This window comes from Acinetobacter sp. H1(2024), from assembly GCF_046557555.1.
GTDB lineage: Bacteria > Pseudomonadota > Gammaproteobacteria > Pseudomonadales > Moraxellaceae > Acinetobacter > Acinetobacter seifertii.
Map to the genome: position 1 here is coordinate 158,156 of NZ_JBKGFO010000004.1, position 26,817 is coordinate 184,972.

20 protein-coding genes and 1 pseudogene are annotated in these 26,817 nt (G+C 40.1%); 11 read left to right on the plus strand and 10 right to left on the minus strand.

Features of this window, described 5'->3' with window-relative positions; genetic code table 11:
• Positions 1-152: 152 nt before the first annotated feature.
• Both nagZ and ACLCEG_RS12640 read left to right on the plus strand, forming a co-directional pair.
• Positions 153-1,172, plus strand: a complete 1,020-nt coding sequence (nagZ, locus tag ACLCEG_RS12635; RefSeq protein WP_410567748.1) for a beta-N-acetylhexosaminidase — start codon at positions 153-155, stop codon at positions 1,170-1,172.
• 367 nt (positions 1,173-1,539) lie between these two features.
• Positions 1,540-2,382, plus strand: a complete 843-nt coding sequence (locus tag ACLCEG_RS12640; RefSeq protein ID WP_410567750.1) for a class I SAM-dependent methyltransferase — start codon at positions 1,540-1,542, stop codon at positions 2,380-2,382.
• A 53-nt stretch (positions 2,383-2,435) separates the two neighbouring features.
• On the opposite strand, the gene ACLCEG_RS12645 is transcribed toward ACLCEG_RS12640, so the two are convergent.
• Positions 2,436-3,749 (minus strand): alpha/beta fold hydrolase, encoded by a 1,314-nt coding sequence (locus tag ACLCEG_RS12645; protein ID WP_410567752.1) that lies wholly within the window; start codon positions 3,747-3,749, stop codon positions 2,436-2,438.
• 299 nt (positions 3,750-4,048) lie between these two features.
• On the opposite strand from ACLCEG_RS12645, the gene ACLCEG_RS12650 reads away from it, so the two are divergent.
• Complete coding sequence (locus tag ACLCEG_RS12650) at positions 4,049-5,314, plus strand: glutamate-5-semialdehyde dehydrogenase (RefSeq protein ID WP_039250396.1); 1,266 nt, start codon at positions 4,049-4,051, stop codon at positions 5,312-5,314.
• A gap of 104 nt (positions 5,315-5,418) precedes the next feature.
• Here ACLCEG_RS12650 and ACLCEG_RS12655 read toward each other — a convergent pair whose 3' ends face one another.
• From ACLCEG_RS12655 to edd, 5 genes are all read right to left on the minus strand, one after another.
• Complete coding sequence (locus ACLCEG_RS12655) at positions 5,419-7,047, minus strand: NADP-dependent glyceraldehyde-3-phosphate dehydrogenase (RefSeq protein WP_039250395.1); 1,629 nt, start codon at positions 7,045-7,047, stop codon at positions 5,419-5,421.
• Between the two features lie 145 nt (positions 7,048-7,192).
• Entirely contained in the window at positions 7,193-7,705 is a 513-nt protein-coding gene (locus ACLCEG_RS12660) for a gluconokinase (RefSeq protein ID WP_410567754.1), read from the minus strand.
• Positions 7,706-7,722: 17 nt separating this feature from the next.
• Positions 7,723-9,081 carry a gluconate:H+ symporter gene (locus ACLCEG_RS12665; protein WP_410567756.1) on the minus strand — a complete coding sequence of 453 codons (1,359 nt, stop codon included), beginning with the start codon at positions 9,079-9,081 and terminating at the stop codon, positions 7,723-7,725.
• 185 nt (positions 9,082-9,266) lie between these two features.
• A complete protein-coding gene (eda, locus tag ACLCEG_RS12670) occupies positions 9,267-9,896 on the minus strand; it encodes a bifunctional 4-hydroxy-2-oxoglutarate aldolase/2-dehydro-3-deoxy-phosphogluconate aldolase (protein ID WP_410567758.1) in 630 nt (209 codons plus the stop codon).
• Positions 9,897-9,916: 20 nt separating this feature from the next.
• A complete protein-coding gene (gene edd / locus ACLCEG_RS12675; RefSeq protein ID WP_191028671.1) occupies positions 9,917-11,770 on the minus strand; it encodes a phosphogluconate dehydratase in 1,854 nt (617 codons plus the stop codon).
• Between the two features lie 761 nt (positions 11,771-12,531).
• Between edd and ACLCEG_RS12680 the strand changes: the two genes are divergently transcribed.
• The 7 genes and pseudogenes from ACLCEG_RS12680 (at position 12,532) to ACLCEG_RS12710 (ending at position 19,671) form a co-directional block, all read left to right on the plus strand.
• Entirely contained in the window at positions 12,532-13,734 is a 1,203-nt protein-coding gene (locus ACLCEG_RS12680) for an acetate/propionate family kinase (protein WP_410567760.1), read from the plus strand.
• A 35-nt stretch (positions 13,735-13,769) separates the two neighbouring features.
• The gene (gene pta, locus ACLCEG_RS12685; protein WP_410567762.1) at positions 13,770-15,914 is read left to right on the plus strand and encodes a phosphate acetyltransferase; all 2,145 of its coding nucleotides are present in this window, start codon (positions 13,770-13,772) and stop codon (positions 15,912-15,914) included.
• 226 nt (positions 15,915-16,140) lie between these two features.
• Entirely contained in the window at positions 16,141-17,664 is a 1,524-nt protein-coding gene (locus ACLCEG_RS12690; protein WP_004698789.1) for a fumarate hydratase, read from the plus strand.
• 82 nt (positions 17,665-17,746) lie between these two features.
• The gene (locus ACLCEG_RS12695; protein ID WP_039250383.1) at positions 17,747-18,301 is read left to right on the plus strand and encodes a hypothetical protein; all 555 of its coding nucleotides are present in this window, start codon (positions 17,747-17,749) and stop codon (positions 18,299-18,301) included.
• 4 nt (positions 18,302-18,305) lie between these two features.
• Positions 18,306-18,824, plus strand: coding sequence for a hypothetical protein (locus tag ACLCEG_RS12700; RefSeq protein WP_039250381.1), 519 nt, complete (start codon positions 18,306-18,308; stop codon positions 18,822-18,824).
• A gap of 55 nt (positions 18,825-18,879) precedes the next feature.
• A pseudogene (locus tag ACLCEG_RS12705) lies at positions 18,880-18,975 on the plus strand (hypothetical protein); the annotation flags it as partial.
• A gap of 141 nt (positions 18,976-19,116) precedes the next feature.
• Positions 19,117-19,671 carry a DUF2059 domain-containing protein gene (locus tag ACLCEG_RS12710; protein ID WP_410567764.1) on the plus strand — a complete coding sequence of 185 codons (555 nt, stop codon included), beginning with the start codon at positions 19,117-19,119 and terminating at the stop codon, positions 19,669-19,671.
• A gap of 24 nt (positions 19,672-19,695) precedes the next feature.
• On the opposite strand, the gene ACLCEG_RS12715 is transcribed toward ACLCEG_RS12710, so the two are convergent.
• The 4 genes from ACLCEG_RS12715 to tig all read right to left on the minus strand — a co-directional run bounded on the left by ACLCEG_RS12715 (position 19,696) and on the right by tig (position 24,108).
• Positions 19,696-20,412 carry a DUF2846 domain-containing protein gene (locus ACLCEG_RS12715; RefSeq protein WP_410567766.1) on the minus strand — a complete coding sequence of 239 codons (717 nt, stop codon included), beginning with the start codon at positions 20,410-20,412 and terminating at the stop codon, positions 19,696-19,698.
• Positions 20,413-20,559: 147 nt separating this feature from the next.
• Entirely contained in the window at positions 20,560-21,873 is a 1,314-nt protein-coding gene (gene clpX / locus ACLCEG_RS12720; RefSeq protein ID WP_002053318.1) for an ATP-dependent Clp protease ATP-binding subunit ClpX, read from the minus strand.
• 101 nt (positions 21,874-21,974) lie between these two features.
• The gene (clpP, locus tag ACLCEG_RS12725; RefSeq protein ID WP_000289452.1) at positions 21,975-22,580 is read right to left on the minus strand and encodes an ATP-dependent Clp endopeptidase proteolytic subunit ClpP; all 606 of its coding nucleotides are present in this window, start codon (positions 22,578-22,580) and stop codon (positions 21,975-21,977) included.
• Positions 22,581-22,773: 193 nt separating this feature from the next.
• The gene (gene tig, locus ACLCEG_RS12730; protein WP_004698800.1) at positions 22,774-24,108 is read right to left on the minus strand and encodes a trigger factor; all 1,335 of its coding nucleotides are present in this window, start codon (positions 24,106-24,108) and stop codon (positions 22,774-22,776) included.
• 415 nt (positions 24,109-24,523) lie between these two features.
• Here tig and ACLCEG_RS12735 point away from each other — a divergent pair, with 415 nt between their 5' ends.
• On the plus strand, positions 24,524-26,815 hold the full coding sequence (locus ACLCEG_RS12735; protein ID WP_191012561.1) for a TonB-dependent receptor: 2,292 nt from the start codon (positions 24,524-24,526) through the stop codon (positions 26,813-26,815).
• The last annotated feature ends 2 nt before the right edge of the window (positions 26,816-26,817 follow it).

Genomic DNA, 26,817 nt, shown 5'->3' on the forward strand with positions numbered 1-26,817 from the left:
TCTGTTTTCGATATGAACTAAGCAGATTCAACATCTTAACCAACTAAATTGTTTATACCGTGTAGTTTTATCATATTCTGTACTGACAAAATGTAGCAAATCATTGCAAAATTCGCTTATTGTTTTTCAATCAAAATTCAAATGGAACCAATATGATTGGCGCGTTGATGCTGGACATTGCCGGCACAGAACTTACTAAAGAAGATATTGAACTATTACAAGCTCCGCAAGTCGGTGGCATGATTTTATTTGCACGAAATATTGAATCACCACAACAAGTCCGTGCTTTAACCGACCATATGCGCCAAGTTCGCCCAGATATTTTAATTGCTGTCGACCAAGAAGGTGGTCGAGTTCAACGTTTAAAATCTGGCTTTACTCTATTGCCAGCAATGGGTCGCTTTGGCGAACTCTATATTACTCAACCCCAAAAGGCTCTTGAACTGGCTGAACAATGTGGCTGGTTAATGGCAACTGAAGTCTTAGCTGTGGGGATCGATTTTAGTTTTGCACCAGTTTTAGACCTTAATGCTATTAGCGATGTGATTGGTGACCGTGGATTCTCTAAAAATATTGAAGATATCGCTCCGCTTGCTGGCGCATTTATGCGCGGTATGAAAAAAGCTGGAATGGCAAATACCGGCAAACACTTTCCAGGTCACGGTTCGGTCAAAGCCGACTCACATGTCGCAGCTGCTATCGACAGCCGTAGCTATGATGAAATTTATAACCATGACATGCAAAGCTTCATTAAGCTTATGCCTGAGCTAGACGCACTCATGCCTGCACATGTGATTTATGATCAAGTTGACCCAAATCCGGCAGGTTTCTCACCTTTCTGGATTCAAGAAGTTCTACGCAACCGTTTGAAATTTGATGGCGTACTTTTCTCTGATGACTTAAGCATGCAAGCTGCTTGCGTCGCTGGTGGTGCAGATGCGCGTATTCAAGCAGCTCTCGCAGCTGGCTGTGATATGGGGCTGGTGTGTAATGACCGTAGTGCCGCATGTACAGCTCTTGAAGGTATTGCTCACTTAGAGCTACCAAACCAAGAACGCCTTGAACGCATGCGCGGTCAAATTCCACAAATTCAGATTGGTGAAACCTTGTCGCTTGGCGAACACTGGCAAGCTGTCAAAACAGCCATTGAAGAGTTTAAAAATTCATTCTAAATTTAATGAGGAATTAACTAAGCACTAATCCATAATATGGATACGTGAAAGTGTCATCTGCAACCTGAGCAATGCAAAAGCGTTAGCGCTTTCGCATTGCGCAAGACAAACGAAGTGCGTAGCATTTACTCAAGCATAGCTTTCGTTTTACGGTACGGCAAAGATAATTAATCTTTGCTATTCGTACCTCAGGTTTTGGTTACTTTTCCCGAAAGAAAAGTAACTCCAACTGAAAGCTCATCCCAGAATGCCAACCTAATTGACAGGACTCCGTCATGCAGGTTCATTCACCATCAATGCATTAGAACCTCTTCATTGTTATTAATAATGAAGATCACACAAAAACAATAAACCGAGTTCAGGACGAATGACACAACACCTTTCAAAACACCGCCACATCTCTTTTACAGCCCACTATACGGGTTATATCTGGTATCAAATGGGGATCTCACACGAAGCACTTGCTACCAGCAAAGGCAAATCGTTGGCATATTTAGTTCACCCATTAGAATCATGGGCAGAAAAATATGTGGGCGGCAGCATGCGCACTACGCTCAAACAACGCCATACCATGCTCGATCATGATTTAGAGAAGTTAATTCAAGAAAACCCTGATTTACAGGTGCTTGAAATTGCTTGTGGTTTATCACCACGCGGCTGGTGGTTTAGGCAGCATTATCCTTCGATTACCTATCGGGAGCTTGATTTACCCGATATGGCACAAACCAAACAAAATGCATTACAACAAATTGAAAAAAATGCACCTGAGATTTTATCAGTTGATTTATTTACCGAAGCCTTTGCTCAAGCATTTGAAGTGTTTAATCCTAACCGTCCACTGGTTGTGATTAGTGAAGGTTTGATTAACTATTTTGATAAAGACTTATTAAAGCAACTAATCCAATCCATTGTTCACTATGGGGCTTCCTTTAAAAAACTTCATTATTTAACTGATCTCTACCCTGAACCCGTTAAAAATAAACTCGCCAGCATTATCTGGAACAGCAGTAAATTATTGAAACTCATGTCTCGCAGCTCGTTTAGTTTTCATTTTAAAACGCCACGTGAGGTGAAAAAATTTTTTGAAGATGCAGGATTTAGTCAGGTGAGTATTGAGCAACCACAAATATTCTTTGGGGAAATTTCTAAAGAGAGCAATGAAGAGCATTTAGGTGATTTAGTCTGGACTATTCATGCTCAATTAAAATAAAAAAATGGAAGTCTCATAATTTTTGAGACTTCCATTTTATGAAAAATTAAAATTTATGCGGCTAGCTTTTGGCGAGCAATAAAACGACTTAAACGATCAGCAAGCTCAAAACTGCCATGTTTAAATAAAGCACGTATTCCTTGTTCAGTAGCTTCAAAGATTAAACATTCAATCGAGAAAGGGCCTTCTTCATCTTCTAGATGCAGAGCCAGATCCCGTGGATATTCATTTACAAAGTCGAGCTGTATCATATCATCCAACTTCAAATACATTCCAAAGAAAGTCATATCCACAATCGTTACTGGCACTTCTGTTTTACGTTCACGGTGGCTCAATTTGGTTTTAGGTTGGAGAACTGAAATCCGCTCTTCACCTCGGCGCTCCATACTTTGCATTTGTTCACGCGTCATTGGAATAATCCCATCCAAATTTTGGATAGATTCACCTTTTAAGAATGAAGTAAACAAACTCATGGTTTCTTTACGACGCTGAAGCTGTGGCACATGATCGGCATTCGCAATCAGAGCAAATTCCATATCTGGACATTGCAAAGCAAAATTGGCATTTTCATGAGGCAGAGTAAAACTGTCATACTGCCCTGCTGCAACCAGTGTTTTACACTTTGGAATCGGCACATCTGTTAAACGCAAAAGTCGATTACAGTTAATGTCATAACGTTCACGCTCGGTACCCGTAAACTCCGCCATTTGCCTAAAAAATAATTTTTTAGCTGTAGGTGACATACGGGTTTTATCTAACTTGGCATGATTGACCAAATATAAAATTACCGCTTGCCCAAACTCTTCCATACGGTTTTCTTGCATGAGTTTGAGCGATTCTTCCAAAATCATTCGCCAGCTTTTACGGGTCTTTTGCATAACACCCATCAAAATCATGCGATCCATCAAATCTGGACGGTGATAAGCAAAACAAGAAGCAATGACTGAACCCAACGACATTCCCATTACAGAAACTTTTTGAATTCCGACAATATCTAACCAGCGACCTAACATTTCTGATAAATCAGGTAGTTCTAACGTTCCAGCAGAAATTCCAGTATCCCGATTGGTAATTTGTTGATTTGCGCCCATTGATGGCAAGTCAATTAGAATGACTGGACCACTTTCAAACAGTTGCTCAACACAATATTTATAAGAGTTAAAATTTTGAAAAGCGCCGCCAACAATCACGATGGGTGTTTTGTGAATGGTTTTTGGATCTGCAATCGCCATGTACTCAATTTTCCAACCGTCAATCCATGTAGTACGAGCTGGCTGTTTAAAACTATCTCTATTGTAGATATCGAAAAACCCAAAACCGGCATAAGCTTGGTTTATCTCCGAATCCATTTGAATAATGGAATTCATATCCTTGCTTCCTCCTTGCTGTAATTTTTTTATGCTGCAAGAGTTCCTTCTTGAACATGTAATCTTTTATGCACAAATCTTTAAAATTTGTATTAGTTTGTATTGCACAAGTCCATTCTAAACAATTGTCTGAAATATACGCAATCGCTGAAATGACCGCTCATCTTGTTTAAGCCGCTAATAGTTTTCAAAATATTTAAATGTTTCTTTATAGCGATCACATTTTTGAAAAAAAGCCATTCATTGTTCCGCATTTGACTGCTACTATCGTAGTCATTGGTAAATGATTAAAAACTGCTATGCAAGATTCAATTGAACAATACATGCAAAAAGTTGGGCAACAAGCACGTGAGGCTTCACGCGTTTTAACAAGTGCTTCAACTTCGCTTAAAAATCATGCACTCTCTGCTATTTATACTGCTTTAGAAAATAATCAGGCAGCAATCTTGGCGGCGAATCAACTCGACATGGAAAAAGGCCGTAACAACAAGCTTGATAGTGCCTTACTTGATCGTCTTGAGCTTACGCCCGCACGCTTTAAAGGGATGTTGCAAGGTTTAAAAGATGTGATCGCGCTTGTCGATCCAATTGGGGAAATTACGGATCTTGCATATCGCCCCACAGGTATTCAAATTGGAAAAATGCGTGTACCTCTAGGCGTAGTGGGTATGATTTACGAATCACGCCCAAACGTCACACTTGAAGCTGCATCTTTAGCAATTAAATCGGGTAATGCCATTATTTTACGTGGGGGTTCAGAAGCACTTGAATCAAACAAAGCAATCGCAGAAGCGATTAAGCATGGTTTAAAAGTTGCTGGTTTGCCTGAGCATTCAGTACAAGTGATTGAAACCTCTGACCGTGCAGCGGTTGGTCACCTCATTACCATGGCTGAGTATGTAGATGTAATTGTTCCACGCGGTGGTAAAAGCCTAATTGAACGTGTAACCAACGAAGCTCGTATTCCTGTGATTAAGCATCTTGATGGTAACTGCCATGTGTTTGTAGAAGCTCAAGCAGACTTGCAAAAAGCATTACCAATTACATTGAATGCCAAAACACATCGTTACGGCGTTTGTAATGCGATGGAAACACTGCTTGTTGACGAAAAAATTGCAGACGTTTTCTTACCACGTATTGCTGAACTTTATGCTGAAAAACAAGTTGAGTTGCGCGGCTGTCCAGAAACACGTCGTATTTTGGGTGCCTCTGTAAAACCTGCGACAGAAGAAGACTGGTATACCGAATATTTAGGGCCAATTCTTGCCGTTAAAGTGGTTAGTGGTATTGATGAAGCAATTGACCATATCAACAAATATGGTTCACATCACACCGATGCAATCGTAACTGAAAACTATACTTTGGCTCGTCAGTTCTTGGCTCGTGTGGATTCAAGTTCAGTCGTGATTAACGCTTCAACTCGTTTCGCTGATGGCTTTGAATATGGTTTAGGTGCTGAAATTGGTATCTCAACAGATAAAATTCATGCACGTGGTCCAGTTGGTTTAGAAGGCTTAACTTCTCAAAAATGGATTGTGTTAGGTGACGGTCAAATTCGTCAATAATCAATCTATTCTTGCAAAAAACGCCTGATCAATTTCAGGCGTTTTATTTTGTTAGCTCCAATAAAAAACCAGCTCAAAGGCTGGTTTTTTTAATCATATGTTCATTAGAAAATAAAGTCGGTATTCACAAATTTAGAATAGTGCTCAGAAACCATAGAGGCCAGCATGCCTTTGCTATCATCGGTCTGTTTAGCAGCAATCATAGCGCGGATAGAGAATGCACGTAACGCATCATGCACAGACAGCGTACCTTCGGCAGAATCTTTACGGCCACCGAATGGAAATACATCTGGACCACGCTGACACTGACAGTTGATATTTACACGACAAACTTGATGTACCAGTGTATCGACTAAATGACCAATTTGCTCAGGATCGCTACCAAAAATACTCACCTGCTGACCATGGTCAGAAGTCGTAACATATTCCAGCACAGTTTCAATGTCATCATAAACAGAGACAGGCACCACTGGACCAAACTGTTCTTCGCGATACAGTCTCATACCCTCTGTCACCGGATAAACTACGGCTGGATAGAATATGGTTTTGCAGAACTCACCACCTTCCGGATTAACGACTTTAGCTCCTTTCGCTACGGCATCTTCAATGACTTCAGTCATATAGGTCGTACGGTGCATACCTGGCAATGGAGTAATAAATACACCCTTTTCCCATGGCATACCCACTTTTAGTTTAGCCAGTTCAGCCGTTAAGCGCTTAACAAATTCGTCAGCTATTGACCGATGTACCATCAACATTTTAAGCGCAGTACAACGCTGACCATTAAATGACAATGCTCCCAACAGGCACTCTTTCACGGTCAAATCCAAATCAGCATCTGGCAGAATAATGGCTGCGTTCTTTGCATCTAATCCTAGAATCGCACGCAGACGGTGAGATTTTGGATGTTGTTTTTTCAAGTGGTCAGCCACTTTACTAGAACCAATCAATGCCAATACATTAATTTTTCCAGATGCCAACAGATGTGGCACCACTAGAGAGCCTGGTGCATAAATCGTATTGATCACACCTTTAGGGAATGAATCACGGAATGCTTCCAACAACGGTTCAAACAGCAAGGTCCCAAATTGAGGTGGTTTAAAAATGATGGTATTGCCCATCAGCATGGCCGGAATCAAGGTAGCAAAGGTTTCGTTCAGCGGGTAGTTGTATGGTCCCATACACAACACGACACCTAGTGGAGTACGACGGATTTGACCAATCGTACCTTCAGCAATTACAAAGCGTGAGTTGGCATTATCCAGATCTTTCAGGGCATCTATGGTTTGACGCATATAGGTAACAGTACGATCGAACTCTTTCTCGGAGTCCGCCAAGCTCTTACCAATTTCCCACATGATTAGTTTAACAATGAGGTCTCTCTGTTCCACCATACGCTGAATGAAATTTTGCATACAAGCGATGCGCTCACCAACTTTCATCATTGGCCATTCACCACGACCATTATTGTAGGCGCGTACTGCCGCTTCTAACGCTTCATCACTTTCTTTCTCACCCATGACTGGATAACTACCAAGCTCAACTTGCTGCAAGCTACCGTCAGGCTGCTGAATCCAGATTGGAGAGAATGTCTTCTTGGTTGAACCAGCCCATAACTTCAACTCACCATCCACTAACGAGATACGCTGATGAATCTGAGATGGCAGACGTACGCTGTCAGGAATACTGTCTACTGGGGGAAATTTATGTTGTAAATTATTTGAATGGCTCATTATTCTTATCTCCAATTATTTATAAATGTAAACCTAGCCCGTTATGAACAGGTCTAGTTGGTGTAAATACCAGTACCGTTACCGGTATTTACCTTGCTTGAGCCTTAGGCTATAGAGCCATTAAAATGTGGGTTTCTAACCGAGGTTAACCGCGACACACGCTGTCAGTTACCTCTAGTTTCTGCATGACTTGCATAACGATTTGTTCAGGTGTGAGCGCAATATCAATAGCAATTGCTTCATTCACATCAGGTTCCTCTAATGTATCTAGCTGAGTTTGTAACAATGAAGGATCAAAGAAATGACCCGATCGCTCAGCAAGTCGTTGCTGCAACAACTCATAAGACCCTTTTAAGTATACAAACTTAATATTCTGGTCATGACCACGTAAAATATCGCGATAGACTCGTTTTAGTGAAGAACAAGTAAATACAGCCGTTTCACCTGCTTGTTGTTTTGTTTCAATCGCCTGACGAATGGCTTGTAACCACGGCAAACGGTCTTCGTCAGTTAAAGGAATACCTTGGCTCATCTTGCTTTTATTTGCAGCCGAATGAAGCGTATCTCCATCGAGGAACTCACAAGCCAAACGCTCTGATAACAACTCACCGATTAGGGTTTTACCTGTTCCACAGACACCCATTGCAATCACAATCATGGATTACTCACCTTTAATTATAAAATAGTGCTAAGCAGTAGCGTGAAAGATAAACCCAACACCGAAATGATCGTTTCTAATACCGACCAGGTCTTGAGTGTCTGCCCTACTGTCATACCAAAATATTCTTTGATTAGCCAAAATCCTGCGTCATTTACATGTGAGAACACTAATGAACCCGAACCCGTCGCAAGGACTAAGAGTTCCGGCCTAACAGCAACGCCAGCCGTAGCTGCAATTGGAGCAACAATGCTACAAGCGGTAGCCATCGCAACCGTTGCAGAACCTGTAGCCAAACGAATCAATGCTGCGACAAACCAGCCCAATAACAATGGCGACAAATTTGCCTTTAAGGCTGTAGATACAATCTCATCGGAAATACCAGTGTCACGCAAAATGCCACCAAAACCGCCACCTGCACCTACAATCAACATAATCCCGGCAATAGAAGCTAAACACCCACCACAGAATTTTTCAATTTGTTCACGGTTAAAGCCCTGCATCGTACCAAAGGTAATAAAGCTGACCAGTACGGCAATAAGCAATGCGATATCAGAAGTACCAATGAAACGTAGTACATCATTTGCGAAAGTCTTTGGCGCAAAGAATAGATCAGCCCAACTTCCGATTAACATGAGTACAACAGGCAGCATAATTGTAAATAAGGTAATCCCAAAGCTTGGTAGCTCACGTGTCCTATTCGTATCTGCTTCAACGAATTGCTTTGCTAACGGGTTATTTTCAGGCAATTTGACGTATTTATTAATCCAGAGTGCATACAACGGCCCAGCCACAATAGCTGTTGGAACACCCACGATTAAACTATAGGCAATCGTTTTACCAATATCAGCATGATATGCCTGCACTGCCAGCAAAGCTGCTGGATGTGGCGGAATTAAACCATGTACAACCGACAAACCAGCAACCATCGGCAAACCAACAACCAGTAAAGATTTACCTGTCCGTTTAGCAATGTTGAACGCAATTGGAATAAGTAGAACAAAACCGACTTCGAAAAATACGGGAAGACCAACAATAAGAGCAATAAACATCATGGCCCAGTGAATATTTTTCTCATCAAACCATTTAATTAAAGTAATTGCTATTCGTTCAGCACCACCTGACTCGGCCATCATTTTGCCGAGCATCGTTCCGAGCGCGATTACAATCGCAAGGTGGCCCAAGGTTTTACCAGTACCAGCTTCATATGACTTAACAATATCGCCCATTGGCATGCCAACAGCTAAAGCTAAACCGAGTGAAACAATGATAAGAACTAAAAAGGGATAAATTCTGAACTTCGCGATCATAACAACCAATGCAATAATCGCGATTACAGTGTAGATCAGCAACATGCCACCCTGAACCGTCTCCATGGGACACTTCTCCTTGGAATTATTATTTAGGCACACTGCCCAAACAAAGGTCTTCAACCACAGTAATTCCTACTGTTAAGACATTAATTTTTTATATTTAGGTGTGACCAGCACAAACTGGTCACATCAATACAGCCTTTAAAGCACATAAAATGCACTTCATTTTTTATAAATATTGACTACATTTACAATGCTCTCAACTGACTCGCAATTTGAGCTAAACGCGTAATTTCAGCCCAGTCTTGTGCAGCAACAACAGCTTTAGGCGTCAACCATGAACCACCTACACAAACTACGTTAGGTTGCTTCAAGAACTCTGGTGCTGACTCTGCTGTAATTCCACCAGTCGGGCAAAAACGTAAGTTTGGAAATGGACCATAAAATGCTTTTAGCATCTCGACCCCACCTGCTTGCTGAGCTGGGAAAAACTTCACAATGTCATAATCCAACTCAATCGCCTGAATCAGATCACTTGGTGTCATGACTCCTGGTAACAAAGGTAAGCCAGCATCTTGCGCAGCCAAATGTAAGTCTTTGGTCAAACCAGGAGATACACCAAACTTAGCGCCTGCTTTTTTAGCTTGAGCACAGTGCTCAGGCTTAGTAATTGTTCCCACACCCACCACAATGTCATCTGCCAACTGAGATGCTCGCTCAATGGCAGCCAAACCAGCAGCTGTACGTAAAGTAATTTCCAGTACTTTTACACCACCAGCATGCAACGCATGTGATACATGTTCACCTTGTTCGGCAGAGTCAAAAGCCAACACTGGAATTACTGGGCCTAATTTGACCACATCTTCAATCTTGCTCATTACTTTGTAATTCCTTTGTCTCAAATATGCGCTTGTGGCTCTTCACCAACAAGTGAACCAAACACAGATGCCCCATGTTCAGCAGGCGCGGCGGCTGCACGGAATACACCAAATAATTCACGACCAAAACCGACTTCGTTTTCTGCCTGATGTTCTGGCTGTGCAACAGGGCGTGACTGCCAAGTTTGTTCATCTAACTCAATATCGAGTACACCAGCCTCAGCATCAATAACCAACATATCTCCGGTTTGAACTTTAGCAATCGGGCCGTTCAATAAGGCTTCTGGAGATAAATGAATCACCGCAGGAACTTTGCCTGAAGCACCAGACATACGACCATCAGTAACTAAGGCAACATGGAAACCTTGGTCTTGTAAAACACCCAACACAGGCGTTAAACGATGTAACTCAGGCATACCATTCGCACGAGCACCTTGGAAACGAACAACTGCAATAAAGTCTCGGTGTAATTCACCACGATCAAACGCTGCTTGTACCGCTTCTTGAGAGTCAAACACAATTGCTGGAGCTCTAACTTTACGGTGCTCTGGCGCAACAGCAGAAATCTTGATTACGCCACGGCCAAGGCGACCTTGCATTAAACGCAAGCCACCATCTGGCTGAAACGGCGCATCAATGCTACGGAGTACTTTGTCATCAAGGCTTTGAACTACACCGTCAACCCAAGTGAGCTTACCGTCAATCAATTTCGGTTCTTTGGTGTAGTGCTGTAAACCCTTACCAGCGACTGTCGTTACATCGTTATGGAGTAAACCAGCCTCAAGTAAGTTACGAATAAGGAATGCCACCCCACCTGCAGCTTGGAAATGGTTTACATCAGCCTTACCATTTGGATAGATTTTTGCGAGCAATGGAACAACAGCAGATAACTCATCAAAGTCATCCCAGTCAATTAAGATGCCAGCCGCACGTGCAATCGCAATCAGATGCAATGTGTGATTGGTTGAGCCGCCTGTAGCCAGTAAAGCCACAATGCCATTTATAATGGCTTTTTCATCAATCACATGACCAATTGGTGTGTAGTTACCTCGCTCAGCAGTTAAGTCAAGTACACGCTTAGCAGCTTCGGCAGTGAGCGCATCACGTAATGGCGTATGAGGGTGAACAAATGCAGCGCTTGGCAAATGTAAACCCATGACTTCCATCAGCATTTGGTTACTGTTTGCAGTACCGTAGAAGGTACATGTGCCCTGACCATGATAGGCAGCAGACTCAGCTTCAAGTAAGGCATCGCGGCCCACTTGACCAGTCGCGAATTGTTGACGAATTTTAGCTTTATCATCATTCGATAAACCACTACTCATTGGACCCGCAGGCACAAAAATAGTCGGTAGATAACCAAACTGTAACGCACCAATCAGTAAGCCCGGCACAATCTTATCGCATACGCCGAGACACAATGCGGCATCGAACATATTATGAGAAAGTGCAATTGCTGTACTCATCGCAATTGTTTCACGTGAAAACAATGACAATTCCATACCGGCATTACCTTGAGTAATGCCATCACACATTGCTGGGACACCACCTGCAAACTGAGCAACACCACCATTTTCACGGGCAGCGGTTTTTATAATGTCTGGGAAGGTTTTATAAGGGGCATGTGCTGAAAGCATTTCATTGTATGAAGACACAATGCCAATATTTGGTTCACGGCCAACTTTAATAATTAATTTTTCATTATCTTCCATGCTGGCAAAACCATGTGCGAGATTGGCACATGAGAGTGCTCCACGAGCAGGAAATTTACCTTGGGCATGTTCAATGCGTTGTAAATATGCAGAACGAGTTTTTTGGCTACGCGCGATTACACGCTCGGTAACTTTTGCCAATATTGGATTCGGCAAGTCCATGCTGGACGCTCCTGTACAACCGGATAAGCCGGAAAAACAAAATAGACCAAATGATATATTTAACGATCATTTGGCAGAAGGATGAATAATATTATTAAGGCAAAAAGCGACATGCAAGTCCTTATAACTCCGAGCAATACTCTAGGCCTTAGCATTAAAGACAAATAATGTTTAAGTTTTAAACAAGAAAATGATTTTATTTTTGACTATATTTACGGGTAAATTAAATATTAATAACTATGAGAAATTTCTCATAATATCAAAGCAATAAAATATCTTTATAAATGGGTAAGCACTGACTTTTTTATACTTATTTTGATATTAAAAATGTTTATAATTTATCCTTTTTTATCCTATGTATAAACTATTAAAACTTAATTTCAATTACGTATATTATTTGTAATACTCCCCTCTAGTTTGATTAAAATAACAACACTTATTTTTTCTTAAAAAATTTATACCAAATAGTTGAAAATTACATTGATTCAAAATTTACTTTTCATAAATATATACAAAAAACTGTTTAATTCTTCTACAAAAAAACAATAAATACAGTGGTTAAGCTTTATACTCAATAAATATTAGTTATAAAAAATTTGATGGTCGATAGTGCTTAAGTCTAATGGGCTAAAGTCTATCTTGGACAGAAAAACAACACATGTTAAAACATCACAACCTGCTCTTAATGCATGTTGCAATTAATGCCTTTTGATCAGGAAGTTAGGAAAACTATTTTTAAATCAGGACTTGGGTATTTCAACGTGGCTACATCAGTATTAGTTATTAATTGCGGTTCTTCATCTATTAAATACGCGCTGGTTTCAGACCATCGTGAAGATCGTATTTATGGTTTAGCAGAAAACTTAGGGGCGGCTGATGCTCGTATTAAAGGAATTACAGTCGGTGGAGAACCACTAGAGCTCTCAATTCCTTATGCTGACCACGCCAAAGCTTTAGAAACTTTACTTGCACGTCTTGCAAACTATAAACCTCAAGCAATCGGTCACCGTGTCGTACATGGTGGAAGCCTCACTAAAGCTGAATTACTTACTCCTGAAATTATAGAACGTATTCGTGCAGCTACCCCTCTTGCACCACTTCATAACCCAGCCCACTTAATCGGGATTGAAGCAACGATGCGCCTATTTCCTGAATTACCTCAAGTTGCCGTATTCGACACCGCATTCCACCAAACCATGCCTGCACATGCATACCGTTATGCAATCCCTAAATTTTTATATACAGACCATAACGTTCGCCGCTATGGCTTCCACGGCACAAGTCATGCTTATGTGTCTGACCGCGGTAGTGAACTGGCTGGTAATTTCCAAAAAGGTGGCTGGTTAACAGCACACTTGGGCAATGGTAGTTCGACTTGTGCAGTATGGAATGGACAAAGTGTTGATACTTCTATGGGCCTTACCCCGCTTGAAGGCGTTGTAATGGGAACACGTAGTGGGGATGTCGACCCAAGCTTACACAGTTTTCTTGCAAAAAATCTTGGCTGGGACTTGGCGAAAATCGATAAAGTTTTAAATAACGAAAGTGGCTTACTTGGCTTATCACAACTTTCTAACGATATGCGTACTGTGATTGAAGCCTCTGAAAATGGCAACGAAGATGCGCGTCTTGCAATTGAAGTATTTAGCTACCGCCTTGCAAAATCACTTGCAGCATTAAGCTGTGGTTTGCCAAGTATTGATGGCCTGATCTTCACAGGTGGTATTGGTGAAAACTCAGCTTACATTCGTGAAAAGACTTTAGCTTATTTACCTCACTTTGGTTTACAGCTCGATAAAGACCAGAACAACAATTTAAAACGTGGCACAGAAGGCCGTATTGATAGCGGTACAGGACCACAAATCTGGGTGATTCCAACCGATGAAGAAGGCCGTATTGCCAAAGAAACGCGTCAGGTTGTAGACGTTGCACAAAATACATCTCCTGAAATTAGCCTTGCTTAATTACAGAAGTCAAAGAACGTTATTTATAGGTTTATATGAATACAATTTTATTAATTCCTACAGGTGAAGGGGTTGGTTTAACCTCTGCCTGCTTAGGTATGATTTATGCACTTGATTGTAATGGGATTAAAGCAGGCTTTTTAAAACCGTTTTCTCAGGTAGATCAAGAAAATTTAGACCGAACTACGTCTTTATTTGGTCATTTATTTCAAGGTAAAACTGTTCAATCCATTTCTCATGAAAAGTTAACCCAACGCATTGCGTCAGGTGAAGTCGATGAACTCCTTGAAGAAGCAGTAAGTCTTCATCGCAGTATTGCAGCAGACAATAATGTCATTATTGTTGAAGGCCTATTGCCAAATGGACAAGACCATTTTGCCAGTGAGCTTAATGCCAGCCTTGCCCAAGCTCTTGATGCAGAAGTGGTTTTGGTAAGCACAGCAGACATCCAAAACCCACGTAAAACAGCAGAGAAAGTTGAAGCTCACTTGCGTCAGTTTGGCGGTGCAACTTCAAACCGAACAGCAGGTGTACTCTTTATGCGTACACGCGGCTTATCTGAGGAAACAGCTCAGATTCCTGTCGCATTCGACCCATCGCTACGTCCAACTGAAGACATCGCAAAATTTACGTCAGAACTGCAAAAATACAATCGCTACTTTGGATCGAACGATTTACCAATTATTGGTTTAGTTCCATTTAGTAATACACTAAGCGTACCTAGAACTTTAGACATCGCGAACGTGATTGATGGTCAATGGGTCCATCAAGGCGAAGCAAAAACGCGTCGTATTTTGCACTCAAGTTTAATTGCCTCAAGCATTGAATATGAATTGAATAAATTCATTGCTGGCGAGTTGATTATTAGCGCATCTGAACGCACCGATGTGTTACTTGCAGGTAGCTTGGCAACCAGTAACGGTATTCCATTGGCAGGCTTGGTACTGACCGAACGTGAAGCACCTGCCCCTGAGCTTTTAGAGTTTTGCCAAAGCGCTATCAAACAAGGCTTACCAATTTTACACACCCGTTTAAACACACTGGAAACGGCACAGCGCTTATCTGATTTTGGTAATGAAATTCCAATCGATGATACTGAACGTGCCGAGCAAGTGACTCGTTTTGTTTCAAGTCATATCGATGTCGAATGGCTTAAACAGCACAGTAATAACGGTGCAACTCCACGCCTTTCCCCTTCAGCATTCCGTCATGAGTTAGTGCAAAAATCAATTGCAGCAAAAAAACGAATTGTGCTTCCAGAAGGCGATGAGCCACGTACTATTGAAGCAGCTGCTATTTGTCAGGCTCGTGGTATTGCACATTGTATTTTGCTAGCAAAACCAGATGCAGTTCAAGACGTTGCAAAAGCACGCGGTATTGAACTACCAGCTGACCTAGAAATTATTGATCCGGACAGCATTCGCAACCAATATGTTGCATCTATGGTTGAACTCCGCAAAGGTAAACTCAACGAGTTACAAGCCAAAGATCAATTACAAGACACTGTTGTTCTTGGCACTATGATGCTGGCTCTAGATCATGTAGATGGTTTGGTTTCTGGTGCAGTTCACACAACCGCGAACACCGTGCGCCCTGCTTTTCAGCTCATTAAAACCGCACCGTCTTACTCTTTAGTTTCGTCCATATTCTTTATGCTTTTACCAGATGAAGTTTATGTTTACGGTGATTGTGCAATTAACCCAGACCCTACAGCCGACCAGCTTGCTGAAATTGCGATTCAGTCTGCTGACTCTGCAAAAGCGTTTGGAATTGACCCACGTATTGCCATGATCAGCTATTCAACTGGTACATCTGGCACTGGTGCTGATGTTGAAAAAGTACAACAAGCGACTCAAATTGCACAGCAACGCCGCCCTGATTTACTGATTGATGGCCCACTCCAATACGATGCAGCTTCTGTTGAAAGTGTAGGACGCCAAAAGGCACCAGACTCACGCGTAGCTGGTCGTGCCAATGTATTTATTTTCCCAGACTTAAATACAGGTAATACGACATATAAAGCAGTACAACGTGCAGCAAATGTAGTCAGCGTTGGACCAATGCTGCAAGGCCTAAACAAACCAGTGAATGACTTGTCTCGTGGTGCTTTAGTAGATGACATTGTCTTTACTATTGCATTAACAGCAATTCAGGCTGAACAACAAGCTGCTGCCAAATAATTAATATCATTTAATCTTTTCTACCTCTCGCCATTTGATGTCCGCTCAAATGGCTTTTTTTACTCTTAAATAACTGCCTTCGCAGTTGGTTGTTCTTAGTTTTAAATCACTTAGCACTGGTCCTATTCGACTTTCGGTCAAAAGATCAACCAATCCCCCACAAGTTTGTGTTTTTGTCATATAATTTAGCCCGCTAGCTAACAGCCCGCTCAAGAGATTTTCTGGTATGACAACGATTATCAAACAAGATGACTTGATTACATCAATCAAGGACGCCCTACAGTTTATTTCGTACTATCACCCGCAAGACTTTATCCAAGCGATGAGCCGTGCTTATGATCGCGAAGAAAACAAAGCTGCAAAGGATGCAATTGCACAGATTTTAATTAACTCTCGCATGTGTGCGGAAGGTCATCGTCCAATTTGCCAAGATACTGGTATTGTTAACGTTTTCCTTGAAGTGGGCTTAGATGTTAAATTCGATTTAACAATGAGCTTAGACGATGCAGTAAATGAAGGTGTTCGCCAAGGTTACCTTGAAAACAGCAACGTTCTTCGTGCATCTGTACTTGCTGACCCTGCATTTGGTCGTAAAAATACAAAAGACAACACCCCTGCTGTTATTCACTACAAACTCGTACCGGGTAACAAAGTAGATATTACTGTTGCTGCTAAAGGTGGCGGTTCAGAAAACAAATCTAAACTTGCGATGCTTAACCCATCTGACTCGATTGTTGACTGGGTTCTTAAAACTGTTCCAACTATGGGTGCAGGTTGGTGTCCTCCTGGTATGCTCGGTATCGGTATTGGTGGTACTGCTGAAAAAGCCATGATGCTTGCTAAAGAAGCACTCATGGAAGAAATCAACATGGACGAATTACTTCGCCGTGGACCAGAGAACAAAATCGAAGAACTTCGTATCGAAATCTTTGAGAAAGTAAACGCTCTTGGTATTGGTGCTCAAGGTCTTGGCGGTTTAACGACTGTTCTTGATATTAAAATCAAAGATTACCCATGTCACGCTGCTGGTAAACCAGTAGGCATGATTCCGAACTGTGCTGCGACTCGTCATGCTCACTTCCAGCTTGATGGTACAGGTGTAGCTCATATTCAAGCACCAAAACTTGAAGACTACCCTTCAGTAACTTGGGACTCTTCACAGTCTAAACGTGTAAACCTTGATACCATTACTCAAGAAGAAATGGATTCTTGGAAACCGGGCGACACATTACTTCTTAGCGGTACAATGTACACAGGTCGTGATGCTGCGCACAAACGTATGGTTGAAATGATCGACAACGGTGAAGAATTACCAGTTGATCTTAAAGGTAAATTTATTTACTACGTTGGCCCTGTTGATCCTGTGGGTGATGAAGTCGTTGGTCCTGCTGGTCCTACAACTGCAACACGTATGGACAAATTCACACGTAAAGTATTAGAGCATACTGGTCTATTCGGTATGATTGGTAAAGCTGACCGTGGTCCAACAGCAATTGAAGCGATCAAAGACAACAAAGCAACTTACCTTATGGCAGTTGGTGGTGCGGCTTACCTCGTATCTAAAGCTGTTCGTGAAGCTGAAGTTGTTGCCTTCGCTGACTTAGGTATGGAAGCAATCTACAAATTCGTAGTTGAAGATATGCCTGTATCTGTTGCAGTTGATGTAAACGGTACTTCAATTCACGCCGTGGCTCCAAAAATCTGGCAAGCGAAAATTGGAAAAATTCCAGTGACTGATGCAACTGCATAAATAATGAAAAAGGAACATCAATGTGATGTTCCTTTTTACTTCAATGATTATACTCTTAAATAAAAAAATTTATTGAGCTCGCATGGATTATAAATATACGTTATCTTTATTTTTTGGATTATTCTTCTTTAGCTTAACAAGTGCTTGCGCAAAACCCGCAAAACCAGAAACTATTAATAAATATCTTGAAGTGACTCATTCAAGAGAAACTTTTGAACTATTACATGAAATAAGAAAAGCTTATTATTTAGAACTTGCTACTCAACGCGTTCTTTACCACATTCAAGCACCCACTCTTGATGCACGTTTACTTACACCCCAGCAATATCAAGTCGCTGAAAGAATTGCAGCCTTATATCTCAAAGAAGACCCTATTTTCAGCTCATCAGAAAAACAATATCAACTTGTATTTAAACAACTTCAACAATATGTTTCAGAAGAGAGTCTTCTCTATTTTATTGAACACTATCAAACTGAGTCTGGACAAATACTTGTTAAAAAAAATCTTTTAAAAGAATTATATTTAGCAGATCATCTCCCTAAACTTTTAACTAATTATTTAGATGAAAGTAAGTTCATGCTTTATATTTTTCGAGATATTTTGACGTATAAAAAGCCGTATACAGAGGAACAATAAAAAAATGTCTTTTAATATTAATCTATCATTATCAATGTCTAGCATCTTATTAGGTATTATAACCACTACAAGCTTTGCAATACCTCCAACTCAAGACACAGCAATAGAAGTATTAAAAACAAGTTTATTTGATCAGACTATACAACACTATCAAACTGAACGTTTGGCACAAAGCTATAGCAAAAACCTTTTACAAGGTATTCCTTCAAAAGATTTAGTTGAAGATAAAGCGTATTATGCGCCTAAAATAGAAAGACAATTATTAGAGCGAATGCAAAGTGATGATTTTAAAAATTATTATATCCAACAGCTAATTCAACCTTATTTAAATTTTTTTGAGGAGGAAGAGTTAGTTTATCTACTACACATATATGAACATCCTTTAGCCCAAGAGTTTTTCAAACAAAATCAAAAGGCCATAAAAAACCAACAAGATGAAAATTATAAACCTGAGCAAATAGTAAAATACTATCAACAAGAGCAACAAGTACTTAAAATACTAAAAACATTGACTCCCGAATAAAAAAGCAGGCTAATACCAGCTCATTTTTAACAAAGTTAAAGAATTCCATAATTTAGTTGATGTAAACGGTACTTCAATTCACGCCGTGGCTCCAAAAATCTGGCAAGCGAAAATTGGAAAAATTCCAGTAATCGATGCCGCAGCAGGCTAATCAAGAAAAGCACCGAATTCGGTGCTTTTTTTATGCCTTATAATTTTTTTTGGAAATTGAAAAGAATTGTAACAATTAGTTCGCCAATCTATGTTATTAATAAATACACCCACCCGCCATATATTGCATATAGGTCATTTCATGACTATCCGCCCTATTCTTAAAAATCTCTCAATCAGCCTCTGCCTAAGCTGTATTACAACAAGCTTATTTGCTTCTCCTGCCAAATTAAGTTCAGTGAAAGAACTCATGCAAATGAGCCAAATTGATTATTTGCTTAAAGAATCAATTAATGAATTAACGCCTTATTATGATCAACAAGCTGAACAGATCATTACTAATATTACGGGCATCAAAACTTTAGGTCCGAAAGAAAAAGAGGCCGCCAAAAAGTTAGGCTTACTTTTAAAAGATTCGAGTAACCAGCTCATTAGTAGCCCAAAAACCACGCAAGCCTTACAAGATATTTATTTAAAGACATATACTGAAGAAGAAATTCAGGTAAATCTGAAATTTTTAAAAACCCCAGAAGGTCAATCAATTACACGTAAAAACGTACAAATTATGGGACAAATTTCAGAATATATGATGGAGCTGGGTCAACAAACCTTTAATGACCCTAAAGCCCGCGATCATATGCAAGAAGAGATGCTTAAAATTATTGCGCCACTCATGAAAGATAAAGAAAAGTCTTAACTTTTCTTTATCTTTTGTAGGCCATTACCACGTTAAAGGGTTCCACAACTTAAATGGTTTAATCAGATGGACATCTGATTTTTCATCATATTTGGCTGGTTTTAGCTCTTGCGGTTTATGTCGAATTTTTCCTGAAGCATCTTCAGCTACAAAGTTGAAGCTAGAAGATTTAAGCTCCGTAAAAGCAATCTCTCTACGTCCGATATTGTCTTGCATTAACATAAATGGGCCAGTGTGTTCACCGCGGTCCATTTTGTTTTCTTCATCGTATTTTAAATAATAAGATGTTCCTGCATCGACCGTAATATCAATATATTTTGGCTCTTGAAAATGAATACCTAATAAAGGCCGACTTGCAGAAATACGATAACTTCCTGCTGGCAGTTCAATCCAATAATAATGGTTATGCAATAAGCTTGGAATTCGTTTGCCATTTACAAATAAATTAATTGCTGCAATTTCCTGACGGTTCCATTTGGTATCTGGCCGATAGAGATAGACTACTGCTGCATGTTCATTTTGCGGTTTAATCGGAACAAATGTCTGACCTAGTTTTTGGTTGACCCATCCCCCCATGCTAAAACCACCCACATGGTATTGATCAAATACACCAGGTGCTTTATCTACATCAACTTTCGGTAAAGTCGCAGTCAGCTCACCTGAATTTTTTGCTAAGTGTGATGAACTTTGGCAACCCACAAGTAATGCGGTACAACTTAATGCAATAATTAAATAACGCATGACATCCCTCAAAGCGTTTTCTTTTGATTTTTCTATATCGCAAAACTATGCGTATTTTGTTTTTTTAGATTAACACCACCTACGTGAATTGAAAACAAAAAAAGCATGAATCACTTACGCGATTCATGCTTTTTAGATGAATGAAATCTAAGCAGACTTCGAATCAATTACTTTTAAATCTGCCTTAGCAACACTTTCATGAGTTGCTGTTTCTTTAGGCTGACGTTCTGGCTTATAAACAGGTTCAGCTTCACCATTAATCACTGCTTCATTAATGAAAACTGTTCCCACATCTGTACGACTTGGTAAGTCATACATTGTTTCAAGTAAAACATTTTCCAGAATCGAACGTAGACCACGAGCTCCGGTATTACGCTCAAGCGCTCGCTTAGCAACTGCACGTAAAGCAGAGTCTTCAAATACAAGATCAACATTTTCCATATTGAACAAGTATTGGTATTGACGAGTTAATGCATTTTTCGGTTCTGTCAAAATTTGCATTAATGCTTCTTCATCAAGCTCTTCAAGCGTTGCAATAACTGGTAAACGACCAATAAATTCTGGGATCAAACCAAATTTCACTAAGTCAGTTGGCTCAACTTGACGGAACAGTTCAGCAATTTTCTTGCTTTCATCTTTTTTCTTCACGTCAGCTGTAAAGCCAATTCCGCCTTTCTCTTGGCGTTGTTGTACAATTTTTTCCAGTCCAGCAAATGCACCACCACAAATAAATAAGATATTTGAGGTATCAATTTGAATGAACTCTTGCTGCGGATGTTTACGTCCACCTTGTGGTGGAATTGAAGCTACAGTACCTTCAATCATCTTAAGCAATGCTTGTTGTACACCTTCACCAGAAACGTCACGCGTAATCGAAGGATTTTCAGATTTACGTGTAATCTTGTCGATTTCATCGATATAGATAATGCCCTTTTGAGCTTTTTCTACATCGTAATCTGCTTTTTGCAAAAGCTTTTGTACAATATTTTCAACGTCTTCGCCGACATAACCCGCTTCAGTTAAAGTGGTCGCATCTGCCATCGCAAATGGAACATCTAACAAACGAGCTAATGTTTGAGCAAGTAATGTTTTACCTGAACCGGTAGGTCCAATCAGTAGAATGTTACTTTTAGCAATTTCCACATCTTTAGACACATGACCAGATTGCCCGACTTTCAAACGCTTATAATGGTTATAAACGGCAACAGATAATGTCTTTTTGGCAAGATCCTGACCAATCACATATTGATCAAGCGCAGCACGTATTTCATGTGGTTTTGGCAATGCCTTGCTCGCCCAGTCACCTGCTTCAACCTGTTGGCTGGTTTGTACAAGGTCTAAGCAGACATCTACACACTCATTACAAATATATGCGTCCTCGCCCGCAATCAGTTTCCCGACTTCAGACTGCGTTTTACCGCAAAATGAACAATGTTTTTGTCCTTGAGGATGTTCGGACATATTCTCTCCACAAATAGAATCTTAAATATGAGGGCAAGCGATAGGGTTAAATGACTATATGGAGACGTTTTCTAACAACTCAAGCCACTTAAAAACTCCCCTTATGGACGCTTACTTAATACCTGATCGACTAAGCCATATTCTTTTGCTGCTTGTGCAGTCATAAAGTTATCACGATCAGTATCACGGGCAATCGTGTCATAGTCTTGACCACTGTGTTCTGCCATCAAACGATTCAAGCGTTCTTTAATAAATAGAATTTCACGAGCGTGAATTTCAATGTCTGATGCCTGACCACGGAACCCACCTAATGGCTGGTGAATCATTACACGTGCATTTTCAAGGCAATAGCGTTTACCTTTAGCACCAGCATTTAATAAGAATGCGCCCATAGATGCAGCCTGCCCCATACAGTATGTTACTACATCAGGTTTGATAAATTGCATCGTGTCATAAATCGCCATACCAGCAGTTACCGAACCACCTGGCGAGTTAATATAAAGATGGATATCTTTATCTGGGTTTTCAGCTTCTAAGAACAACATTTGAGCAACAATCAAATTTGCCATGTTGTCTTCAACTTCACCAGTTAGAAAAATGACGCGCTCACGTAAAAGTCGTGAATAAATATCAAAAGAACGTTCGCCGCGAGAAGATTGTTCAACCACAACAGGAACTAAAGCATTTTCAATTGTTGGAACATACATACGTTATTTATTCCTAAATTTTTTGTGACTTAACCTATGGCAACAATATGCGGGATAATTTCTCAAATTGCAAAAGGTTCGCACTGAAATATTATATTATTTATACCTAAGTACTGCATGGCGTACTCAAATTAACCACATACCCAAAAATGAAAAAGGCGCCTAAAGCGCCTTTTCCAGATTTCTCAAAAGATTAGCCCATACGGCGAGCTTGTTGTTCTTTCAATAAATCTTCGTAAGATACTGCTTTGTCAGACACTTTAGCTGCAGCTAAGATGTGATCAACAACTTGATCTTCTAACACAACAGCTTCAATTTGTTGACGTTGTTGAGCATCATTTTTGAAGTATTCGATCACTTCAGTTGGATCTTCATAAGAAGAAGCCATGTCGTCGATGTAAGCATCAACACGTGATTGGTCAACTTCAAGTTTAGCATCAGCTAATACTTTGCTTACTAAGATACCAAGCTTAACTGAACGCTCTGCTTGCTCTTTGAACAATTCGTCAGGAAGCATGCTCTTGTCGAAAGATTGAGCACCAGCACCGCCAAATTGTTGAGTGAACTGTTGAACCATTTGTTGACGTTGACGGTCAATTTCTTGAGCAACCATTGCAGTTGGAACTTCAACTTCGTTAGCAGCAACAAGAGCATCAAATGCAGCTTGTTTAACTTGGTTACGTAAACCATTGCGAACTTCACGTTCCATGTTTTTACGAACGTCAGCTTTTAATTTTTCAACGCCTTCTTCTTCAGTAACACCGAAGATTTTCAAGAATTCAGCATCAATCTCTGGAAGTTTAGGTTTTTCAACTTGCTTCACAGTGATTTTGAATTGAGCTGCTTTACCAGCCAAGTTCTCAGCTTGGTAATCTTCAGGGAAAGTTACATCAATTACTTTCTCTTCACCAGCTTTCATGCCAACGATGCCGTCTTCGAAGCCAGGAATCATACGACCTGAACCTAACACAAGTTTAAAGTCTTCAGCAGAACCGCCTTCAAACTTCTCACCGTCGATAGAACCTTCGAAGTCAAAAGTCACTTGCATGTCTTTTTTCGCCATACCCTTGGTCACAGCCCAAGTTTGACGTTGTTTTTGCAAGTTTTCGATCATAGTGTCAACGTCAGCGTCTTTAATTTCAGCTGTTTTACGTTCAACTTCTAAACCGTCAAATGCTTTTACTTCAACTTCAGGATAAACTTCTACAGTTGCTTCAAAAACTAAAGCATCTTCTTTATGTTCAACTTTCTCAATGTTCGGCATGCCTACCGCATTGATTTTTTCTTGTTGAATCGCTTCAAATACGCTGTCACGAATGATGTCATTCACAACTTCTTGATAAATACTTGCACCGTATTCGCGACGAACAACGTTTGCAGGTACTTTGCCTGGACGGAAGCCGTTGATCTTCACAGTTTTGGCAGTGCGCTTCAAACGAGCTTCAAATTGCTCGTTAACACGGCTCGTCGGTACAGAAACATTTAAACGACGGGCAACGCCCGAAACCGCTTCAGTCGTTACTTGCATGGCTTCCTCGATAAAAATTAGTTAGTAGGAACAGTTTTTAAAAAAGTGCTGTATTATATGACAACTTTCAAGATATACAAAATTAACCGATCAGATCAGTAAATTGAAGGCCGTTTTTTCAGTAAATTTCACAATAATTTTATGATTTTTTAATTTTTTTTAACTCAACCTTAAGCCAAAGTAATTTTTTAGTTATTCTTCATAAATCTAAAATTACAATTAATTTATCAATAATTATCGTTTTTCATAAAAATTAATAATAATTAATTAATTAGCAATTTTTAGCGACAAAACCCGATTAAATCTTTCATATTTTCTTCACAATCCTATCGGCAAATCCAATTAACACAAACTGTACATATAAATAAGAATTATTATTATTCGCATAACGTTTTGTATTTAAGTCCTGAAAGTCATGTCATTGATTAGAACACGTAAAAAAATTGTTTCATCTGCAATCGCATCATCCCTTTCTATGATCGCAACAACTGCAATGGCACAAGAAGCTGTTTCACAACTACCCACCATTCATACTCAAGCAACACAAGAAGAATCTTTAAAGGTAGATCAATCAGCAAATTCTAAATTTGTAGCTCCTCTTTTAGATACTCCCAAATCCGTTTCAATTATTTCAAAACAACTGATTGAAGATACAAAAGTAACAACCTTATCAGATGCATTACGTACAGTTCCAGGTATTACTTTAGGTGCTGGTGAAGGTGGTAATCCAAATGGCGATCGACCTTTCATTCGTGGCTACAATTCAGAAAGTTCGATGTATGTAGACGGCGTTCGTAACGCAACTTCCCAAAACCGTGAGATGTTTGCTGTCGACCAAGTTGAAGTTATCAAAGGTTCTTCATCTGCTTTAAGTGGTGCGGGTGGTTCAGGCGGTAGTATTAACCTGATTACGAAAGTTGCGAAAAAGGGTGACTCTCTTGAAGGTTCTGTTGCTGGGGGCACAGATAACTATGCACGTGTTACTTTAGATGGCAATAAAGACTTCGGTAATGGAGTGGCTGCCCGTGTTATTGTGATGGGACACCAAAATGACAAAGCTGGACAAAGTAATGGTGCGGAATATAAACGCGCTGGTATCGCACCAAGTATTAGTTTTGGTCTAGATACTGCTACTCGTGGAACATTGAGCTACTACTATTTAAAAACTGATGATACACCTGATTCTGGTGTACCTTATCAATATGACGTCATTAAAAAAGCAACAGTTGGTAAACCAGTTGATGTTAAACAAGGTATTTATTACGGTTGGAAAGATCGTGATTTTCAAAAACAAGAAAACCAGATTGGTACACTTAAACTTGAACATGACTTTAATGATAACCTGACCCTCAGCAATACCGCTGTATATGGTAAATCTAAAAATAACTATTTATGGACTCAACCAGATGACAGCCAAGGTAACATCGTTAATGGTAAAGTTTGGCGTCGTGTAAATACCAATCTTACTGATACAGACAGTTTTACTGATCAGTTATCACTGAAAGGCAAGTTTAATACGGGTTCGCTTAAACATAGTTTTAATATTGGTGCGGAATATAGTAAACAAGATTCAGATCGTGGCACAAACATCGTAACTGATCCAAATACTTCACAAATTGGTGGTAGCGGCACAAACAATGCTTGTTCACTTGCTAATTCAAATGGCTGGTGTACCGACCTAAATAACCCTAATCCAAATGATGCATGGTTGGGTCGTATACAAGCAAACCCAAATGTTACCAACATTACATCTAAGACCCAGTCAATTTACGCATTAAACAACATTGAAATTACACCTCAATGGTTAATTGACTTAGGTGTACGCTGGGACAAATTTGATACTGATGTTAAATATAATAAGGACTCAGGCTCAGGTGCAACGCTCATTAAAGCTGGCACAAAATACAGTTCAAGCAATGACTTCTTTAACTATCAGGCAGGTGTGACATTTAAACCTGTTGAAAATGGTTCTATTTATTTGAGCTATGCAACGTCAGCTAACCCAGTAGGTGTAGATGCTGGTGATGGTTCAGAAGGAATTAGCGTTCCAAACCGTAATACAACCGATGAACAAGCAAGAGCTATTAATAACCTTAAGCCAGAAGAAGTTAAAACTTATGAGCTGGGTACAAAATGGGATGTATTAAATAACCGTTTAAACTTAACTGCTGCAATCTTCCGTACTGAAAAGACCAATACACGCGCTTTAGGCACGGATGGTTTCACAAGAAATATTGGTGAAACACGTGTTGACGGTATTGAATTAGGCGCGAACGGTAACATTACTGAAAAGTGGGCAGTCTCTGCTGGTTATACTTATTTAGATAGTGAAATCGTTGATGGTGGATATGCTAAAGATAGTAACGGCAACTATGTTCCAAGTCCAACCAACGGTAATCAAGTACAAAACGTAGCGAAAAACTCAGCGACACTTTGGACAACTTATAAAGTATTACCACAAGTGACAGTAGGTGCTGGTGCAGTCGCTATGGACAAAGTATTTGGAGACGCTGCAAATACTAAATATGTTCCTGGTTATGTGCGTTACGATGCCATGGCTCGTTATGATGTAAATAAGAACGTTAATTTACAGCTTAATCTAAATAACTTATCTGATAAGCGCTATTTCACTAAAGCGTATGCTTCTCATTATGCAACAGAAGCAGAAGGCCGTAGCGCAGTACTCGCAATTAACTTCAAATACTAAGT

Excerpts from the sequence above, each read along its gene's own strand:
- clpP (WP_000289452.1), bottom strand. The coding sequence starts at position 22,580 with ATGTATGTTCCAACAATTGAAAATGCTTTAGTTCCTGTTGTGGTTGAA.
- ACLCEG_RS12640 (WP_410567750.1), top strand. The coding sequence starts at position 1,540 with ATGACACAACACCTTTCAAAACACCGCCACATCTCTTTTACAGCCCAC.
- edd (WP_191028671.1), bottom strand. The coding sequence starts at position 11,770 with ATGGACTTGCCGAATCCAATATTGGCAAAAGTTACCGAGCGTGTAATC.
- eda (WP_410567758.1), bottom strand. The coding sequence starts at position 9,896 with ATGAGCAAGATTGAAGATGTGGTCAAATTAGGCCCAGTAATTCCAGTG.
- ACLCEG_RS12710 (WP_410567764.1), top strand. The coding sequence starts at position 19,117 with ATGACTATCCGCCCTATTCTTAAAAATCTCTCAATCAGCCTCTGCCTA.
- ACLCEG_RS12695 (WP_039250383.1), top strand. The coding sequence starts at position 17,747 with ATGGATTATAAATATACGTTATCTTTATTTTTTGGATTATTCTTCTTT.
- ACLCEG_RS12700 (WP_039250381.1), top strand. The coding sequence starts at position 18,306 with ATGTCTTTTAATATTAATCTATCATTATCAATGTCTAGCATCTTATTA.
- ACLCEG_RS12655 (WP_039250395.1), bottom strand. The coding sequence starts at position 7,047 with ATGAGCCATTCAAATAATTTACAACATAAATTTCCCCCAGTAGACAGT.
- pta (WP_410567762.1), top strand. The coding sequence starts at position 13,770 with ATGAATACAATTTTATTAATTCCTACAGGTGAAGGGGTTGGTTTAACC.
- tig (WP_004698800.1), bottom strand. The coding sequence starts at position 24,108 with ATGCAAGTAACGACTGAAGCGGTTTCGGGCGTTGCCCGTCGTTTAAAT.
- ACLCEG_RS12660 (WP_410567754.1), bottom strand. The coding sequence starts at position 7,705 with ATGATTGTGATTGCAATGGGTGTCTGTGGAACAGGTAAAACCCTAATC.
- ACLCEG_RS12665 (WP_410567756.1), bottom strand. The coding sequence starts at position 9,081 with ATGGAGACGGTTCAGGGTGGCATGTTGCTGATCTACACTGTAATCGCG.
- ACLCEG_RS12645 (WP_410567752.1), bottom strand. The coding sequence starts at position 3,749 with ATGAATTCCATTATTCAAATGGATTCGGAGATAAACCAAGCTTATGCC.
- ACLCEG_RS12690 (WP_004698789.1), top strand. The coding sequence starts at position 16,141 with ATGACAACGATTATCAAACAAGATGACTTGATTACATCAATCAAGGAC.
- ACLCEG_RS12715 (WP_410567766.1), bottom strand. The coding sequence starts at position 20,412 with ATGCGTTATTTAATTATTGCATTAAGTTGTACCGCATTACTTGTGGGT.
- ACLCEG_RS12650 (WP_039250396.1), top strand. The coding sequence starts at position 4,049 with ATGCAAGATTCAATTGAACAATACATGCAAAAAGTTGGGCAACAAGCA.
- ACLCEG_RS12735 (WP_191012561.1), top strand. The coding sequence starts at position 24,524 with ATGTCATTGATTAGAACACGTAAAAAAATTGTTTCATCTGCAATCGCA.
- clpX (WP_002053318.1), bottom strand. The coding sequence starts at position 21,873 with ATGTCCGAACATCCTCAAGGACAAAAACATTGTTCATTTTGCGGTAAA.
- nagZ (WP_410567748.1), top strand. The coding sequence starts at position 153 with ATGATTGGCGCGTTGATGCTGGACATTGCCGGCACAGAACTTACTAAA.